The following is a 16,335-nucleotide window of genomic DNA, read 5'->3' as shown; positions in this document are numbered from 1 at the left end:
AGAATTGCGATCCGTTTGCCGGAGATTCCGGTGCAGCTTCGGCGTGCCGAAAAAGCCTGCGCGAAAGCCCCCGGTGTCCCGGTTTGGTCCGGGCCTCTAGCCTTATTGCGCCTCCTTGCCAACCGCCATTTTGGCGACGGGCGTTCGCAAACATGCAACTATCCACGAAGCCCGATAACGCTGAGCTGGCGCCCCTCGGTGGGCTCCTGTCGGTGCGTGGCGCGGCGATAGGAATAAAACCGCGCAGGCTCGGCATAGGTGTCGAGCGCGAGATCGTCGATTCGCCCGACGCCTGCCTTGCCGAGCCGGTGCGCGACGTAGGCGGGCAGGTCGAATTGCAGGCGATCTCCCTGCCCGCTTTCAAAGAATCGCCCGTCGTCCGCCGCGAACTGGTCGCGGAAGCCGCTGTCCACCTCGTAGCTGGCCTGCGCGATGGTCGGCCCGATGGCAGCCTCGATCCGGGATGCCGAAGCGCCGAGCGATTCCATAGCCTCGATGGTGTTCTCCAGCACGCCGCCGTGCGCGCCGCGCCAGCCGGCATGCGCCGCGCCGACCACGCCGGCCTCGCGGTCGGCAAAGAGGACCGGCGCACAATCGGCCGTGACAATGCCCAGCAGGAGGCCCGGCCTGTCCGTCACCAGCGCATCGCCTTCGCGCGGCTCGCTCGGCAATTCGCGCAACTTGATCGCGTCGGCGGAGTGGATTTGCACCAGCTTGCACAGGGGCGCGCCGGGCAGGACATCCTCGGAGGTCAGCCCGCCGCGCGTCGAGAAGCCATGCGGCAGCCCTTCGAGCAGCGGGGAGCGGACGATCTCAACCAAGGGAGCGGGTCACCTGCTCGAAGGTATCGCGCGACAGCTTGGGCGCTTCCGCGATCCGTTCCAGCTGCTCGCGCATCATCGCTGCGCGGCCCGGTTCGATCCTGCGCCAGCGGCCGAGCGGCGGCACGAAACGCGCCGCGGTCTGGGCATTGATCGGGTCGAGCGCGAGGATCAGGTCGCCGATCATGCGATAGCCCTCGCCGTCGGCGGCATGGAACCCGTGCGGATTGGCGGCAAAGGCCATGTAGAGCGAGCGCACGCGGTTGGGATTGCGCAGGGTGAAATCGGGATGGCCAGCCAGCGCCTTCACGTGCTCCACCACGTCGGGGTGCAGCGAGGAAGCCTGCAGCGCGAACCACTTGTCGACCACCAGCGCATTCCCGCGATAGCGGTTGTAGAAATCGAGCAGTTTGTTCGTCCGCTCCACCCCTTCGAGGCCGGTCAGCACCATCAGCGCGCCCTGCCGGTCGGTCATGTTGTCGGCGCGCTCGTATTGGTAGGCGGCCAGCTCGGCAGCCTTCTCAGGATCGCTCGCCGCGGCATAGGCCAGCACCAGCGTCTTGACCTTGCGCGCGCCCTTGGCCTCCGCTTCGAGCGAGAAGGGGATCTTCTCCGCGCGATCGTAGAGCGCGTGCATTTCTGCCGACAGCCTGCTGCCCAGTTCCGCCTTAAGCGCCTCGCGCTCGGCATGGATGCGGCCCGGGTCGGCCACGTCCATCTGCTCGGCGATGTAGGTCTGGCTCGGCATGGTCATCAGTTCGCCGCGCATCAGATCGTCGAGCTTGGCGTCGGTAAGGATCGCGCGCATCGCCTCGGCGATATCCGCGCGCCCGCCCTTGCGCTCATGGTCCGAAAGCGTCCCGCCGACCGCGGCGACAAGGTGACCGACCATAAGGTCCTGCATCGCCTCGTAGCGGGCGAAGGGATCGTCGTCGCGCGCGGCGAGGAACACGAGCTCCTCGCGCGCAATGCTCCGCTCCACCGTGACTGGCGCGGAGAAGCCGCGGTTGATCGAGAGCACCGGCTTTTCGGCAAAGCCCTTGAAGCGGTATTCGGCGCTCGCCTTGTCCAGCACGACCAGCTGTTCGCCCGAATGCTTTCCGCTGGCCCGGTCGAACAGGGCAAGGGTGAGCGGGATGGGCATGGGCTGCTTGAGCGGCTGACCGGGCGTCTCCGGCACGGTCTGGCCGAGTTTCAGCACCGCCTCGTCGCCTTCGTGCGACAGGTCGACGGTCACTTTCGGCGTGCCGGCCTGCGAATACCACAGGCGGAACTGCGTGAGGTCGAGACCCGCGCCGTCCTCGATCGACTTGACGAAATCCTCGCAGGTCGCGGCCTCGCCGTCGTGGCGGTCGAAATAGAGGTCGGTGCCCTGACGGAACCGTTCCTCGCCCGCCATGGTGCGCATCATGCGAATGACCTCGGCGCCCTTGTTGTAAACCGTCGCAGTGTAGAAATTGCTGATCTCGCGATAGCTGTCGGGCCGGATGGGGTGCGCCAGCGGGCCGCTGTCCTCGGGGAACTGGGCGCTGCGCAGGATGCGCACGTCCTCGATCCGCTTGACCGGGGCAGAGCCCATGTCCTGGCTGAACAGCTGGTCGCGCAAGACCGTGAAGCCCTCCTTGAGCGAGAGCTGGAACCAGTCGCGGCAAGTGATGCGGTTGCCCGACCAGTTGTGGAAATACTCGTGCCCGATCACGCCTTCGACGGCATCGAAATCGCCGTCCGTCGCGGTGTCGGGGTCGGCCAGCACGTATTTCGTGTTGAAGACGTTGAGGCCCTTGTTCTCCATCGCCCCCATGTTGAAATCGCTCACCGCGACGATGTTGAACAGGTCGAGGTCGTATTCGCGCCCGAAGGCTTCCTCGTCCCATTTCATCGAGCGCTTGAGGCTGTCCATGGCGTGCTGCGTGCGTTCGAGATCGCCTTCGCGCACCCACACGTTCAGTTCGACCTTGCGGCCGTTCATGGTGGTGAAGCTGTCGGAGTTGGCGACGAGGTCGCCTGCCACCAACGCGAAGAGATAGGACGGCTTGGGCCAGGGATCGTGCCATTCGGCCCAGTGGTCACCGCCCTCTTCTCCGGTCGCCACGCGGTTGCCGTTGCACAGGAGGATCGGGAACTGCGCCTTCGGCCCGCTCATGCGGACGGTGTAGGTCGACAGCACGTCGGGCCGGTCGGGGAAGAAAGTTATGCGGCGGAAGCCTTCGGATTCGCACTGGGTGCAAAGCATGCCGTTCGAGGCATAGAGACCCATCAGCTGCGAGTTGGATGCCGGATCGATCTCGGTCTCGATCGCGATCTCGTGCGCATCGCCCGGCAGGGTCAGCACCATATCGTCGCCGTCCATGGTGAAGGCGCTGGTCGGCTCGCCATCGACCTTGACGCTGGTCGCCGTGATGCCGTCGCCGTTCAGGCGAATGGTGGGCGACTTGTCCGCCTTTGCATTGCGCACCACCGTCAGGCGCGAGCGGACGCGCGTGCAGTCGAGGCCGAGTTCGAAATCCAGCCGGGTCTCGGGGACGAGCCACGCGAAGGGCCGGTAATCCTCGCGCCGGATCTCGGGCGGATCGTGCGGCTGCATCGCGGCATCGGCCATCTCGATATTGCCGTCGGGGTTCGAGGGGGTGCGGGCGATATCCATGGTTTTCCTGATAAATGCTGGGGTCGGGTGCTCTGTGTCACCCAAACCAACGCCCGTCGAGGGCTTGCGTTCACTCGTCGGACCGCAAGCGCAGTGCGATTGACAGATTCGCCGCTCTCCCGCAGCCAGCGCGCAGGAGGGAATTTGCCATGCTGGACCTGCTTGCGACGGCAGCGGGCGGTTTCGATGTCGAAACCGCAACGCGCGCCTATCTCGATACCTTGCAGGGCCCGGCCCGCGCACAGTCGGACGCCTATTTCGAAGGGGGCTACTGGCTGATCCTGTGGGGCGCACTGGCCAGCATCCTGGCCGACTGGCTGCTGCTGCGCTTCCGCTTGGCGGCAGCCTTCCGCAACATCGGCGAGCGGGTGAGCAAGCGCCGCTGGGTTGTCACCGGCATTACCGCCCTGCTCTACTCGATCGTGGCGCCGATCTTGCTGCTCCCCTGGACTATCTACACGGAGTTCTTCCGCGAGAAGCAGTACGGCCTGATGTCGCAGGATTTCGGCACATGGGCAGGTGAACAGCTGATGGGGCTCGCCATCGAACTCGTCATCGCGCCGCTCCTGATCATAGCGATCTACGCGCTGATCCGGCGCGCGCCGAAGAGCTGGTGGCTCTGGGCGACCGGCGTCATCGGGGTGTTCATGCTGGTCGGCATGGTGCTGGCACCGGTGTTCGTTTCGCCGCTGTTCAACACCTACGAGGAAATGGAACAGGGCCCGCTGCGCGACCGGATCGAGGCGGTGGCCGCGAAGTACGACATCCCGGCCGAACACATTTACGTGTTCGACCAGTCGAAACAGCACAAGCGCATCTCGGCCAACGTCTCCGGCCTCGGCCCGACGATCCGCATCTCGCTCAACGACAACCTGCTCGAACGCACCAGCGAGGAAGAAATCCTAGCAGTGATGGGCCACGAGATGGGTCACTACAAGCTCGACCACGTCTGGTGGATCGTCGGCATCTACCTCGCGATCTTCGGCGCCGGGCTGTTCACGATCAGCCGCGTCGCACCCAGGCTGATCGCGCGGCACGGCCAGAAATGGGATGTGCGCGACATCACCGATCCCGCTTCGCTGCCGGTCCTGACGATCCTGTTTTCCGCGTGGATGCTGGTGATGACCCCGGCGACCAATTCGCTCGTCCGCTGGGCGGAGAGCGGGGCGGATGCCTTCGGGCTCGATGCGGCGCAGGAGCCGGACGGTTTCGCCAAGGTCGCCATGCGCCTGTCCGAATATCGCAAGATCGAACCGGGCCCGATCGAGGAAATGCTGTTCTTCGACCACCCGAGCGGGGCGACCCGCGTGCGGATGGCGATGCAGTGGAAGGCCGACAATGTGGCCGATCCGCAAGTCGTCGTTCCCGAGGAAGGCTATCTCGACGCCGAATGAGCCGCCTTCTCATCTTCGGCCTTGGCTACACCGCCTCGCGCATCGCCGATGCGCTGCGCGGGCGCGGCTGGGAGGTGCGGGCCACCGGCAGCGCGGGCGATCTCGATTTCGCCGACCGCCAAGGCGTTCTCGCCGCGCTCGATGATGCCAGCCATGTGCTGAGTTCCGTCCCGCCGGCAGAGGAAAGCGATCCGGTGCTCGATGGTTTCGGCGAAGTGCTGGAGGACAAATGGCTCGGCTACCTGTCTTCGACCGGCGTCTATGGCGATGCACAGGGGGCCTGGGTTGACGAGAGTGCGCCTGTCGGAACCGGCCGTCGCACCGCCCGTGCGGAATGCGATTCCCGCTGGCTCCGGCTGGGTGCCCGCGTGTTCCGCCTGCCCGGCATCTATGGTCCGGGACGCAGCGCGCTAGACCGTGTGCGTGCGGGAAAGGCGCACCGGATCGACTTGCCGGAGCAAGTCTTCAGCCGTGTGCATGTCGACGATATCGTTACGGGCGTGGTCACGGCAATCGAGAGCGATGCGCCAGAGGGCGCCTACAACCTTTCCGACGATTTGCCGACCAGCCAGAACGCCGTGATCGAGGAGGCTTGCCGTTTGCTCGGGCTGGAGCCGCCACCGCTGCTATCGATGGAAGAGGCTGATCTCTCGCCCATGGCGCGCGGCTTCTATGCGGAGAACCGGCGCGTGGCGAACGGCAAGGCGAAGCGGGCGCTTGGCTGGGAGCCGCTCTACCCGACCTACCGCGAAGGGCTGGCGGCGATCAGGGCTCGGGAGTAGCGCGGCGCGGCGGCGCGGCGCGGGTGCGCATGGCGACGACCATGCCGGCGAGCGTGATCGCGGCTCCGGCGGCCGGCAGCCAGTCCCACTGGAACCCTTCGAACAGGGTCGAGAGGATCATCGCCACCACCGGCACCACGACCGAACTGTAGGCTGCCTGCCCTGCCCCGACCTTGCGCACGAGGCCGTAATAGAGCGGGAAGGTGACGACCGATCCCATGAGGCCAAGATAAAGGATGCCGAGGGCATATTCGGGCCGCGGGTCGAATTGCGGCGGGCCCTGAGTCACCAGCGCGAAAATCGAATTGATCGCCACGCCGCACAGCATTGCCCAGGCGAGCAGCGTGAGCAGCGGGATGCGTTTCGCCCCCTCGGTCGCCTGCACGATATTGGCGACGCTGGCTGACAATATCCCGCCCAGCGTCAGCGCCGCGCCGAGCAGCACTTCGCCGAGCGTTGCCGGGGACGCGCGGTATTCATGCGCGAACAGCATGGCGACGCCGACCGCCGCGATGCCCGATCCGATCACGAACTCGCGCCGGATCGGCTGGCCCAATACGAAGCGGCCGAGCACGGCATTGGGCACGACCAGCAGTGCGAACATCACCGCCACGAGGCCGGAGGTGATGTAGTGTTCCGCATTGTAGACGAAGCTGAAATTGAGCGAGAACTGGAACAGGCCCAGCGCCAGCACCCAGACCCAGCCTTCGCGCGGCAGGGCCAGCGGCTCGCCGCGCATCCTGGCGAGGATGAACATCCCCGCAGCCGCGACGATGAAGCGGTAGGCGATCGACCAGCTTGGCGGCACGGAAGAAATCTGGTCGCGGATGACCAGCCATGTTCCGCCCCAGATCACGCTGACGAGCAGGAAGGCCGCGAGATTGCGCGGGGAGAGCAGGCTCTCGTCGCCGGACGCTGCGCTCATAGAGCGGCGATCGCTGTCGCCAGCGCGCGGGCGTCTTCCTCGCGCGTATTCCAGGCAGTGACGAAGCGGGCCGCGCCATCGCCCCAGTCGTAGAAAGCGAATCCCTGACCGCGCAGCACCTCGCGCTCGGCGGCAGTGCAGTTCACGAACAGCTCGTTCGCCTCGACCGGGTGCATCAGCCGGTCGCTGCAGGCACCGGCTATTTCCTGCGCCGCATGATTGGCTGCGCGGGCATTGGCGAGCCACAGATCGCCCTCCAGCATGGCGTGGATCTGGGCTGCCAAGTAGCGGCCCTTGCTCTGCAAATGGCCCGCGCGCTTGCGGCGATAGCGAGCGACATCGGCCAGCGAGGCGTCGAAGAAGACGATCGCTTCCGCGCTCATGCCGCCGTTCTTGACGAAGCCGAAGCTCAGCGCATCGACATCGCCTGACACCTCTGCGGCGGGAAGTCCGAGGAAGGCCGCCGCATTGCCGAAGCGCGCACCGTCCATGTGGAGCCCCAGCCCGCGTTCGCGTGCCAGCGCGGAAATCTGCGCGAGCTCGTCCGGCCGGTAGCTGCGGCCATATTCGCTCGCCTGCGTGATCGAGATCGCATGGGGCTGGACCTGGTGGACGTCATCGCGGATCGGGTCGATCACGGCGCGGATTGCATCGGGGGTCAATTTGGCACCCTCGCCCTGCCCCAGCAGCAGCTTGGCACCGTGCAGATAGAAGCCGGGCGCGCCGCCTTCGTCCACCTCGATATGCGCTTCCTCGTGGCAGACCACGCCGCCATGCGGCTGGACCATGGTGGCAAGCGCAAGGCAGTTTGCCGCCGTGCCCGTCGCCACCCAGAGCGCGGCACACTCGCGGCCGAACAGGGCGGAAAACCTCTCGTCCAGCGCCGCGCTGACGGCATCGCCATCATACGGCGAATCGGGCGCATCGGCCGCCTGCATGGCCGCCCATACCCTGGGATGGACGCGCGCGGCATTGTCGGAAAGAAAGAGGGCCTGGCTCATGTCAGGAACGCCACTAGCGCGCACGGCGTTGCTTGCACAGAAAGGATATTTTGTGAGCGATACGATCACCATCGAACACGAGGGCAGCGAAACCGCAGGCCGTTATTTCGCCGCGGTCGAAGGCGCACCGCGCGATGCCGAACTGACCTGGCGCGGGGATGGCAAGGTGCGCCATGCGACGCATACTTTCGTGCCGACCGCGGCGCGGGGCAAGGGTATTGCCGAAAAGCTGGTAAAGGCGATGATCGCCGATGCGCGCGAGCAGGGTTTCCGGATCGCGCCCGACTGTTCCTATGTCGACACCTATTTCCGCCGCCATGCGGAGCTGTCGGACTTGCGCGCCTAGGCCGCGCGGGCATCCACCTGCGCTTCGACCAGTTCTGAAAAATCGGTCCTACCGATGCTGTCGAGAATGCCGGCGCGCCATTCGCGTGCGCGTTCGACAGGCATTCCATGAACGCGCAGATTGCCGCCCGCCAGACCCAGCAGAAGGCTGGCATAGCCGCGGCGGCGTGCGATCGGGCCCTGCAGGATTTCGACCGACTGCAGCTTCACCCGCGAACCGATGGCGAGGCTGGGAGAGAACCAGCCGTGCAGGCTGTAGATCTGGCGGGCATCGATCGCGTGCCGGTCATGGCGCCAGCGCCACCAGTTGTGCACCACGGCTGCACCGAGCACTCCGGCAGGGATCAGCCACTGGACCGAGTCGGCGATGAAAATGGCAGCGATGGTGGCCGGCAGCAGTACGATTGCGGCGAGCACGATCTTGTCGAAGCGATAGCGGTCCATCGCGCGCATCCAGCCTGTGTCCTGCGGCGGCAGGGCGAAGCCGGTTTCGGCGACCACCGGTGCGATTTCGTCCATCTGGCCGAACGGCACCGCTTCGTGATTGGCCGCGCCGCTATCGCTCGCGAGGCTGACGACCTTGAGGCTGTGCCAGCCGAACAGGCGGCGCAGGAAACCCGTCTCGACCCGCAATGCCTGGACGCGGTGCACGGGCATGACGAGGTCGGTGCGGGTGAGCAGGCCGCGGCGGCGGCGCAGGCCCTTGGCCGTGCGGTCGAGCCGGAAGTCCCATTCACGCAGCGCCGTGCGGACGATGCCGGTCGCAAAGCCGATCAGCGAGAGGCTGGCGAGCGCCATGACGATGCCGACCACCTGTGCCAGCGGGCCCAGCCCTGCGAGCCACTGGCCCGGCCCGGCCAACCTCTCCTGCCAGCCGTCGATGTCCCACAGGTCGAACGGCAGGAGGAATTCGAACTGCTGCGCAAGACCACCGATCACCGCCACTACGGCGAGCGAGAATTCGAACAGGCCAAAGGTCAGGACGCGCTTGCCGTCCATCGCGAACAGCGGCGCGGCTTCCGGCGGGGCTTTGGCGGGAACGGTATCTGCCATGGCAGGCGCATCGCCCTCGCGGCGTTCGCGCACCAGTTCGCGCAGGCGCTCCCCTTCGGCTTCGGACAGATAGGTCAGCGCGAGGTCTTCCTTGCCGCCCGCACCCGTTTCGAACTTCACTTCGACGAGGCCGAAGAGGCGCGGCAGGAGCTTCTGTTCGAGGCTCACGTCCTGGATGCGTTCGTAGGGGACCGAGCGCGCGGCGCGCGACAACAGGCCGCTTTCGACGCGGATATCGGCCTCGCCCACCGTATAGGTCAGCCGCGTCCATTGCAGGTAGGCGACCGCCACGTTGAACAGGATGATCGCGACGATGAAGGGCACGGCATAGGCGATCCGCCCGGCGAATTCGCCCTCGTCGAATATCGTCACGGCCGCGATACCCATCGGAACGACGAGCTGGAACAGCATCATTACCGCGCGCACGGCGAAACTGCGCGGATCGGTACGCTGCGGGGACTGCACTGGCTGCATTACCGCGTGTCGCGCCGGATGGCCGCGCGAATCTCTTCGCGCATGGCGACGGCGTCTTCGTGCGCGAGGCCGGGAAGCGATACGGAGGCATTGTGACTGCCGGCCGTGTGCACGGTCAGCGTTGCGAGCTGAAAGGCGCGTTCGAGCGGTCCCTGGTCGACATCGATATGCTGGACCCGGCCGAAGGGCACGACCGTGTCCGACCGGAACAGTACGCCGCGCACTACCCGCAACCGTTCCTCGGCGAGTGAATAGCCGCGCGCCGCAAAACGCCGCATCGGCAGCCAGATAACGACGTAGAGGATGACCAGCAGCGCCGGGACCCAGACGATGCCCGTCCAGCCAGGTATCGCCATTTCGGCAATGCTCGCCGCGACGAACAGGAAAGCGGCAAATATCGCCGCGACGAGACGCATCATCGTCTTGTAGCGCGGGTCGAGCTGGGTGAGGTCTGCGGTATCGTCCATACCGTTCTATCTATGCAATACAGCGTTGCCTATCAACGCCTTTGATCGAACCTTCGCCCGACGATCGCCGCAGCGATATTGGTCTTCTGCACATCGGTCGTCCCGCCGGCGATGCCCCAGGCGAAACCGTCGCGCACGCGCTGCTCCATGCCGTAGTCCTTGTGGTAGCCGTAGCCGCCCATGACCTGCATGCCGTTGGCCGTCACGCTGCGCACGATCTCGTTGGCAAAGCATTTGGCAGTGGAACTTTCATAGACGCTCGGCAGGCCGCCCTCATAGTGCTCGGCATTGGCGGCGGCGCGGTAGATCAGCAGCCGCGCCGCCTCGACCTGCATGGCCATTTCGGCAAGCCGCATCTGGACCGCCTGGAAATCGACGATGGGCTTTCCGAAGGCCTTGCGTTCCTGGACGTATTCGGTCGCCTGCTCCAGCGCGCCGGCCGCAAGTCCCAGCGACTGGGTGGCATTGCCGCAGCGTTCGAGGCCGAAAGCGCTCATCAGCTTGCCGAAGCCGCCGGCGGGTACGATCCGGTTTTCCTTGGGCACCCGCACGCCGGCGAAGATGATGTCGCGCGTCTCGATGCCGCGGAAGCCCATCAGGTTCTCCCGCTTGCCGAAGCCGACGCCCTCCATTTCCTTGTCCACCAGCAGCGCACCGATGCCGCGTGCGCCAGGCTCGTCCGACAGGCGCGTGTAGACGACATAATAGCGGGCATGGCCCGCGCCGCTGGTCCAGCGCTTGTTGCCGTCGAGAACGTAGTGGTCGCCCGCGTCCTGCGCGCGCGTCGTCAGATCGGTCAGCGCGGTACCGGCATCGGGTTCCGACATGGACACCGCGACCGTCGCCTCGCCCGAGACGACCTGCGGCACGATCTGCGCCTTCAACGCATCCGAGGCGAAGCGCTCCACCGTACGCACCGGACCGACCAGCGCCTCGAACACGGGAAAGGCGACTGCGTTCGAAATCATCGCAAACTGTTCGAGCACCAGCAGCGCCTCGAGATGGCCGAGGCCGAGGCCGCCGTATTCCTCCGGCAGGTTGACGCCGAGGAAGCCCATCTCGCCATAGCGGCGCACCATGTCTGCCGGGACGGAGAAATCCTTCTCCTCCATCTCCCGCGCCAGGTCGGGCAATTCCTTGCGCGCAAACGTGCGCGCCGCATCCTGCAGTTCGCGCTGCTGTTCGGTCAGGCGGAAATCCATGAAATTCTCCCTTGCGATAGGGAGTGCCGCGATAGGTGGCTATACGCAACCCGGTTCTTGGGCACGACAGTCAAAGGGCAACCGCCCGCCCGCAGCGGGTGCAGCTTGCTGCACGCAGAGCGAGGACGCACCGAAGGATGTCGGTGCGCAGATAGGAAACCATTTTTTCAAAAAAATGGTGCTGCTGGGGAGGATTGAACTCCCGGCCTCACCCTTACCAAGGGTGCGCTCTACCACTGAGCTACAGCAGCACTGGTCCGCCGCAAGACGCCTTGCGGGGTGGAGGCGCGCGCTATTGGCAGGACCGGCAGGAAAGTCAACCTTCGCTTGCGGAGGCAGGCGATTTTCGCAAAAGGTTGCGCGATGAGCGCTGCAGACGAAAAGATGACCCGCGAGGAACGCCTCGCCGCGAAACTTCGCGAGAACCTGCGTCGCCGCAAGGCGCAGGGACGCGAAATGCGCGAATCGGACGCAGACGGGGTTTCCAAGCCGGACGCGGACCGCTAACGCGCAGTGCTCCTAGGGAAATCGGGAGCTTTCATGTCCAAGCTGATCCTCGTTCGCCACGGCCAGAGCGAGTGGAACCTCGCCAACCGCTTCACCGGCTGGTGGGACGTCGACCTCACCGAGAAGGGCGAGGCCGAGGCGCGCGCTGCGGGCGAGCTGATGAAAGCCAAGGGCGTGCTGCCGACGGTCGCCTTCACTTCCGTGCAGAAGCGCGCGATCAAGACCATGAACCTCGCGCTCGAAGCCTGCGACCGGCTGTGGATCCCGGTGACGCGCGACTGGCATCTCAACGAGCGCCACTATGGCGGCCTCACCGGTCTCGACAAGCAGCAGACCCGCGAACGCCACGGCGACGAACAGGTGCACATCTGGCGCCGCAGCTTCGACGTGCCCCCGCCCGAACTCGAGCCGGGCAGCGAATTCGACCTGTCGGACGATCCGCGTTACGCCGGGATCGACGTGCCGCGCACCGAAAGCCTCAAGCTGACGATCGAGCGCGTGCTGCCCTATTGGGAAGAGGCGATCCTGCCGCAGCTGGCCAAGGGCGAGAACGTGATCATCTCCGCCCACGGCAATTCGCTGCGCGCGCTGGTGAAGCACCTGTCGAACATTTCCGATGACGAGATCACCGAACTGGAGATCCCGACCGGCCAGCCGATCGTCTACGACTTCGACGGCACCACGGTCGTCGGGGACCGCTATTACCTGAAGGACAGCTGATATGGGGGCAAAGGTCGCAATCGTCATGGGGAGCCAGTCGGACTGGACGACCATGACCTGCGCCGCGCAGGTGCTGGAAGAACTGGGGGTCGAAACCGATGTGCGGATCGTCTCCGCCCACCGCACGCCCGACCGCATGTACGATTTCGCCAAGGGCGCGGAAGCGGCCGGCTTCGAAGTCATCATTGCCGGCGCCGGGGGCGCTGCGCACCTGCCCGGCATGATCGCTGCCCTGACCCATGTCCCCGTGCTCGGCGTTCCGGTCCAGTCGCGTGCCCTCTCGGGCGAGGACAGCCTGCTCTCGATCGTGCAGATGCCCGCCGGCATCCCCGTCGGCACGCTGGCCATCGGCGAGGCGGGTGCGACCAATGCGGGCCTGCTCGCCGCCGCGATCCTTGCCAGCCACGACGAGGGATTGAAGTCCCGCCTCAAGGACTGGCGCGCAGCACGCAGCGCCGCCGTGACCGAGCGACCGCACGACTGATGCTGAAACGCGGCTCCACCATCGGCATCCTCGGCGGGGGCCAGCTTGGCCGGATGATGGCAGCAGCCGCCACCCAGCTCGGTTACAAGTGCATCGGCTATGCCCCCGAAGGCGACAATGTTGCGGGCGAGCTGTGCGAGGATTTCTTCACCAACCGCTGGGACGACAAGGCCGCGCTGGCCGCTTTCGCCGCCCGCTGCGACGTGGTGACCTGGGAATTCGAGAACGTGCCGGTCGAAACCGCACGCGCCATTCCCGCTGGCCGCATCTTCCCCGATCCGCGCGCGCTCGAAACCGCGCAGGACCGGTTGAACGAGAAGCGCTTCGTCGAAGGCCTCGGCGGGCGACCGGCGGCTTATGCCAAGGTCGATTCGCCATCCGACCTCGAAGCTGCCGCCGACCGGCTCGGCGCGCCCGGCATCCTCAAGACCCGCCGCGACGGCTATGACGGCAAGGGCCAGTGGCGCATCATGTCGGGACGCGATGCCGCAGGGCTCAAGCTGCCCGACGTGCCCGCGATCTACGAAGGCTTCGTCGAGTTCGACGCGGAATTCTCCGTCATCCTCGTGCGGGGGCAGGACGGCGAGATCCGCTTCTGGGACAGCGCCCGTAACGTCCACCAGGACGGCATCCTTGCCGCCTCGCTGCTGCCTGCCGGCGATATCGTCGAACCGCATGTGGCCGAAGCCCGCCGCCTTGCCGGAGAGGTTGCCGACGCGCTTGGCTATGTCGGCGTGCTGACGCTCGAATTCTTCGCCACGCGCGAAGGGCCGATCTTCAACGAGATGGCGCCGCGCGTGCACAATTCCGGCCACTGGACCATCGAGGGCGCGGCGACGAGCCAGTTCGAGAACCACATCCGCGCCGTCGCCGGCCTGCCGCTCGGCGACACGCGCACGGTCGCCGAGGGCATCGAGATGCGGAACATCATCGGCAAGGAGATCGAGGGCGCACATGCCTTCCTCGCCGAGCCCGATTGCCACGTCCACGATTACGGCAAGGCCGAGGTGCGCGAAGGGCGCAAGATGGGCCATCTGACCCGCCTGACCCGCGCATGAGCCTGTTCTGTATCTATGCCCGCGCCGCCAATGGCGCGATCGGCAAGGGCGGCCAGCTGCCGTGGCACCTGCCCGCCGATCTGAAGCGCTTCAAGGCGCTGACGATGGGCAGGCCGATGATCATGGGCCGCAAGACCTTCGAGAGCCTGCCCGGCCTCTTGCCGGGCCGCCGCCATATCGTCCTCACCCGGCGCGAGCGCTGGGATTCGACCGGTGCGGAAGTGGTCCGTTCGGTCGAGGAAGCGATTGCCGCTGCAGGCGAGGACGCGGCTGTTATCGGCGGCGCGGCGATCTTCGACGTCTTCCTGCCGCACTCGGCCCGCGTCGAGCTGACCGAGATCCATCGCAATTTCGAGGGCGACGTCTTCATGCCCCCGCTCGGCCCCGACTGGGACCTGTCGGCACGCGAGGATTTCGCGGCGGAGGGCGAAACGCCTGCCTACTCTTTCCTGACGTACCGGAGGGCCGGCGAATGAGGTTCCTCGACCACCGCGAGGCCCTGCCGCAGTCCTTGCGCGGTGCGATCATCGCGCTCGGCAATTTCGACGGTTTCCACCTCGGCCATCAGGCCGTGGCGCAGGAGGCGATCGACTGGGCGCGTGCAGAAGGTCGCCCCTCGATCATCGCCACGTTCGACCCGCATCCGGTGCGTCATTTCCGGCCCGATGCCCCGCCCTTTCGCCTGACCACGCTGGAACAGCGGCAGGAGCTCTACCTCGCCGCCGGGGCCACCGCGATGCTGGTGTTCCACTTCGACGGGGAGCTTGCCGGCACCACGGCGGAGGATTTCGTGAAAGTCCTGCTGGCCGAACACCTCGGCGCCTCAGGCGTGGTGACGGGCGAGGATTTCACCTTCGGCAAGGGCCGCGGGGGCAACCGCGAAGTGCTCGAAACGCTGGGCCGCGAAGTCGGTATCGAGGCCCGCGCGGTAGCGGCCGTCCTGGACAAGGGCGCACCCGTATCCTCCAGCCGTGTGCGCGACGCCTTGCGTGATGGCGACCCGCAGGAAGCCGCGCGCCTGCTCACCCGCCCCTTCTCGATCCGCGGCGTGGTCGAGCACGGCGACAAGCGCGGGCGGACGATCGGCTATCCCACCGCGAACCTGTCGATCGAGCATTACCTGCGCCCGAAATACGGCATCTACGCCGTAACGGGCCGCATCCTGTCGACCGGCGAGGTGCTGAAGGGCGCTGCCAATATCGGCGTGCGCCCGCAGTTCGAACCGCCCAAGGAATTGCTCGAACCCTATTTCTTCGACTTCTCCGGCGACCTTTATGGGCAGGAAATCGAGGTGGCTTTCCACCACTTCCTGCGCGGCGAGGCGAAGTTCGACAGCCTGGATGAACTGGTCGCGCAGATGGACAAGGACTGCGAGAGGGCGAAGGCCCTGCTCGGATGAGGAAATACCTCAAGCGGGGCGGCCTCGCCTTCGCGCTTGCCCTGCTGGTCCTCAGCCTAGTCAATGCGAGCTGGCTGGCCCCCGACCCCGTCGGCGCGCCGAAGCTGATTGCCCATCGAGGGCTCTACCAGTTGTACGACAAGGCAGGCGTGGGGCGCGACACCTGCACGGCAGACCGGATCTTCGAGCCCTATCATCCCTATCTCGAGAACACGATCGAGAGCATGCTGCGCGCACAGAAGCTGGGCGCGTGGCTGGTCGAAGTCGACATAGCGCCCACGAAGGAGGACGAGCTGGTCGTCTTCCACGACTGGACGCTCGATTGCCGGACCGAAGGCACGGGCGAAGTGCGCGATGCGACGCTGGCCGAACTGAAGGCACTCGACATCGGCCATGGCTACACCGCCGACGGCGGCAAGACCCATCCGTTTCGCGGCAAGTTCAAGGGCGCGATGCCCACTTTCGCCGAAGTCCTCGCCGCCCTGCCGCCGCGCGGGCGCCTGATGGTCAACTTCAAGTCGAAGGACCCGGCCGAAGCCGATCTGGTCGCCCTTGAACTGCGCAAGGCGGGGCGCGATCCCGTGAAGGCCGGCGACGGCTTCTACGGCCATCCGGGCCCGATCGACCGCATCCGTGAATTCTATCCCGATGCCTGGGCGTGGAGCCAGGAGCGCGCAAAGCAGTGCTCGAAAGACTATGTCGCCTATGGCTGGACCGGCTACCTGCCGCAGAGCTGCCGGGGCGAGACGTTATTCGTGCCGCTCAACTACCAATGGGCCTTTCCGGGCTGGCCCAACCGCCTGATCGCGCGGATGGAAGCCCATGGCGGGCGGGTCATCGTGATCGGCCCCATCGGCAAGAACCGCCTCCGCGGCCTTACCCTGCCCGAACAGCTGACCGAGATCCCCGACAGCTTCAACGGCTACGTCTGGGTGGAGGATGCCTTCACCATCGCACCTGCGCTCTACCCGAGCTTCGACGATCGCACGGTGGAGGAATGGGAAGCGAGCGAGGCAGCACTCAAGCAGCGACGGGCAAGGAACCGCGATTGACGCTTTA

Annotated in this window: 17 protein-coding genes and 1 tRNA gene; 10 read left to right on the top strand and 8 right to left on the bottom strand. The window is 66.0% G+C overall.

The features are described from left to right. Positions 1 to 158: 158 nt before the first annotated feature. Entirely contained in the window at positions 159 to 821 is a 663-nt protein-coding gene (gene pgeF, locus LC083_RS07170) for a peptidoglycan editing factor PgeF (protein ID WP_226699777.1), read from the bottom strand. Further along, positions 814 to 3,465 carry an aminopeptidase N gene (pepN, locus tag LC083_RS07165; protein ID WP_226699776.1) on the bottom strand — a complete coding sequence of 884 codons (2,652 nt, stop codon included), beginning with the start codon at positions 3,463 to 3,465 and terminating at the stop codon, positions 814 to 816. The genes pgeF and pepN overlap by 8 nt, the downstream gene beginning before the upstream one ends. 149 nt (positions 3,466 to 3,614) lie before the next feature. On the opposite strand from pepN, the gene LC083_RS07160 reads away from it, so the two are divergent. Both LC083_RS07160 and LC083_RS07155 read left to right on the top strand, forming a co-directional pair. Next, positions 3,615 to 4,859, top strand: coding sequence for a M48 family metallopeptidase (locus LC083_RS07160; RefSeq protein ID WP_226699775.1), 1,245 nt, complete (start codon positions 3,615 to 3,617; stop codon positions 4,857 to 4,859). Beyond that, the gene (locus LC083_RS07155) at positions 4,856 to 5,641 is read left to right on the top strand and encodes an SDR family NAD(P)-dependent oxidoreductase (protein WP_226699774.1); all 786 of its coding nucleotides are present in this window, start codon (positions 4,856 to 4,858) and stop codon (positions 5,639 to 5,641) included. Before LC083_RS07160 ends, LC083_RS07155 begins: the two co-directional genes overlap by 4 nt. On the opposite strand, the gene LC083_RS07150 is transcribed toward LC083_RS07155, so the two are convergent. Further along, positions 5,625 to 6,566, bottom strand: coding sequence for a DMT family transporter (locus LC083_RS07150; protein WP_226699773.1), 942 nt, complete (start codon positions 6,564 to 6,566; stop codon positions 5,625 to 5,627). The genes LC083_RS07155 and LC083_RS07150 overlap by 17 nt on opposite strands. Then, complete coding sequence (locus LC083_RS07145) at positions 6,563 to 7,567, bottom strand: threonine aldolase family protein (protein WP_226699772.1); 1,005 nt, start codon at positions 7,565 to 7,567, stop codon at positions 6,563 to 6,565. Before LC083_RS07145 ends, LC083_RS07150 begins: the two co-directional genes overlap by 4 nt. Positions 7,568 to 7,619: 52 nt before the next feature. Between LC083_RS07145 and LC083_RS07140 the strand changes: the two genes are divergently transcribed. After that, the gene (locus tag LC083_RS07140; RefSeq protein ID WP_226699771.1) at positions 7,620 to 7,913 is read left to right on the top strand and encodes a GNAT family N-acetyltransferase; all 294 of its coding nucleotides are present in this window, start codon (positions 7,620 to 7,622) and stop codon (positions 7,911 to 7,913) included. Here the strand turns inward: LC083_RS07140 and LC083_RS07135 are convergent. The 4 genes from LC083_RS07135 to LC083_RS07120 form a co-directional block, all read right to left on the bottom strand. Next, on the bottom strand, positions 7,910 to 9,439 hold the full coding sequence (locus LC083_RS07135) for a PH domain-containing protein (RefSeq protein ID WP_226699770.1): 1,530 nt from the start codon (positions 9,437 to 9,439) through the stop codon (positions 7,910 to 7,912). The two genes, LC083_RS07140 and LC083_RS07135, sit on opposite strands and share 4 nt — an antisense overlap. After that, on the bottom strand, positions 9,439 to 9,906 hold the full coding sequence (locus tag LC083_RS07130) for a PH domain-containing protein (protein WP_226699769.1): 468 nt from the start codon (positions 9,904 to 9,906) through the stop codon (positions 9,439 to 9,441). Before LC083_RS07130 ends, LC083_RS07135 begins: the two co-directional genes overlap by 1 nt. A 32-nt stretch (positions 9,907 to 9,938) precedes the next feature. Further along, positions 9,939 to 11,108: an acyl-CoA dehydrogenase family protein gene (locus LC083_RS07125; protein ID WP_226699768.1), complete on the bottom strand. Its 1,170-nt coding sequence runs from the start codon at positions 11,106 to 11,108 to the stop codon at positions 9,939 to 9,941. 176 nt (positions 11,109 to 11,284) lie between these two features. Next, positions 11,285 to 11,359 (bottom strand) — tRNA-Thr (locus tag LC083_RS07120). 112 nt (positions 11,360 to 11,471) lie between these two features. Between LC083_RS07120 and LC083_RS07115 the strand changes: the two genes are divergently transcribed. From LC083_RS07115 to LC083_RS07085, 7 genes are read left to right on the top strand one after another with little or no spacing between them, the layout of a single operon-like run. Then, positions 11,472 to 11,615, top strand: a complete 144-nt coding sequence (locus LC083_RS07115) for a hypothetical protein (RefSeq protein WP_170290017.1) — start codon at positions 11,472 to 11,474, stop codon at positions 11,613 to 11,615. 33 nt (positions 11,616 to 11,648) lie between these two features. Further along, a complete protein-coding gene (gpmA, locus tag LC083_RS07110) occupies positions 11,649 to 12,335 on the top strand; it encodes a 2,3-diphosphoglycerate-dependent phosphoglycerate mutase (RefSeq protein ID WP_226699767.1) in 687 nt (228 codons plus the stop codon). A gap of 1 nt (position 12,336) precedes the next feature. Further along, positions 12,337 to 12,819, top strand: a complete 483-nt coding sequence (gene purE, locus LC083_RS07105) for a 5-(carboxyamino)imidazole ribonucleotide mutase (protein WP_226699766.1) — start codon at positions 12,337 to 12,339, stop codon at positions 12,817 to 12,819. Next, positions 12,819 to 13,877, top strand: a complete 1,059-nt coding sequence (locus LC083_RS07100) for a 5-(carboxyamino)imidazole ribonucleotide synthase (RefSeq protein ID WP_226699765.1) — start codon at positions 12,819 to 12,821, stop codon at positions 13,875 to 13,877. The genes purE and LC083_RS07100 overlap by 1 nt, the downstream gene beginning before the upstream one ends. Beyond that, a complete protein-coding gene (locus LC083_RS07095; RefSeq protein ID WP_226699764.1) occupies positions 13,874 to 14,353 on the top strand; it encodes a dihydrofolate reductase in 480 nt (159 codons plus the stop codon). The genes LC083_RS07100 and LC083_RS07095 overlap by 4 nt, the downstream gene beginning before the upstream one ends. Further along, positions 14,350 to 15,276, top strand: coding sequence for a bifunctional riboflavin kinase/FAD synthetase (locus LC083_RS07090; RefSeq protein WP_226699763.1), 927 nt, complete (start codon positions 14,350 to 14,352; stop codon positions 15,274 to 15,276). Before LC083_RS07095 ends, LC083_RS07090 begins: the two co-directional genes overlap by 4 nt. Next, positions 15,273 to 16,328 (top strand): glycerophosphodiester phosphodiesterase family protein, encoded by a 1,056-nt coding sequence (locus LC083_RS07085; protein WP_226699762.1) that lies wholly within the window; start codon positions 15,273 to 15,275, stop codon positions 16,326 to 16,328. The genes LC083_RS07090 and LC083_RS07085 overlap by 4 nt, the downstream gene beginning before the upstream one ends. The last annotated feature ends 7 nt before the right edge of the window (positions 16,329 to 16,335 follow it).

The organism is Qipengyuania gaetbuli, from assembly GCF_020524765.1.
In the GTDB taxonomy this organism is placed as follows: Bacteria; Pseudomonadota; Alphaproteobacteria; order Sphingomonadales; family Sphingomonadaceae; genus Qipengyuania; species Qipengyuania gaetbuli_A.
Note: the sequence above shows the minus strand (reverse complement) of the source record. Positions and strands in the feature narration are given on the sequence as shown.

Bases quoted from the DNA above. Each gene is read 5' to 3' on its own strand.
- pepN (WP_226699776.1), bottom strand. From the start codon at position 3,465: ATGGATATCGCCCGCACCCCCTCGAACCCCGACGGCAATATCGAGATG.
- LC083_RS07160 (WP_226699775.1), top strand. From the start codon at position 3,615: ATGCTGGACCTGCTTGCGACGGCAGCGGGCGGTTTCGATGTCGAAACC.
- LC083_RS07155 (WP_226699774.1), top strand. From the start codon at position 4,856: ATGAGCCGCCTTCTCATCTTCGGCCTTGGCTACACCGCCTCGCGCATC.
- LC083_RS07150 (WP_226699773.1), bottom strand. From the start codon at position 6,566: ATGAGCGCAGCGTCCGGCGACGAGAGCCTGCTCTCCCCGCGCAATCTC.
- LC083_RS07145 (WP_226699772.1), bottom strand. From the start codon at position 7,567: ATGAGCCAGGCCCTCTTTCTTTCCGACAATGCCGCGCGCGTCCATCCC.
- LC083_RS07135 (WP_226699770.1), bottom strand. From the start codon at position 9,439: ATGCAGCCAGTGCAGTCCCCGCAGCGTACCGATCCGCGCAGTTTCGCC.
- LC083_RS07130 (WP_226699769.1), bottom strand. From the start codon at position 9,906: ATGGACGATACCGCAGACCTCACCCAGCTCGACCCGCGCTACAAGACG.
- LC083_RS07125 (WP_226699768.1), bottom strand. From the start codon at position 11,108: ATGGATTTCCGCCTGACCGAACAGCAGCGCGAACTGCAGGATGCGGCG.
- LC083_RS07115 (WP_170290017.1), top strand. From the start codon at position 11,472: ATGAGCGCTGCAGACGAAAAGATGACCCGCGAGGAACGCCTCGCCGCG.
- gpmA (WP_226699767.1), top strand. From the start codon at position 11,649: ATGTCCAAGCTGATCCTCGTTCGCCACGGCCAGAGCGAGTGGAACCTC.
- purE (WP_226699766.1), top strand. From the start codon at position 12,337: ATGGGGGCAAAGGTCGCAATCGTCATGGGGAGCCAGTCGGACTGGACG.
- LC083_RS07100 (WP_226699765.1), top strand. From the start codon at position 12,819: ATGCTGAAACGCGGCTCCACCATCGGCATCCTCGGCGGGGGCCAGCTT.
- LC083_RS07095 (WP_226699764.1), top strand. From the start codon at position 13,874: ATGAGCCTGTTCTGTATCTATGCCCGCGCCGCCAATGGCGCGATCGGC.
- LC083_RS07090 (WP_226699763.1), top strand. From the start codon at position 14,350: ATGAGGTTCCTCGACCACCGCGAGGCCCTGCCGCAGTCCTTGCGCGGT.
- LC083_RS07085 (WP_226699762.1), top strand. From the start codon at position 15,273: ATGAGGAAATACCTCAAGCGGGGCGGCCTCGCCTTCGCGCTTGCCCTG.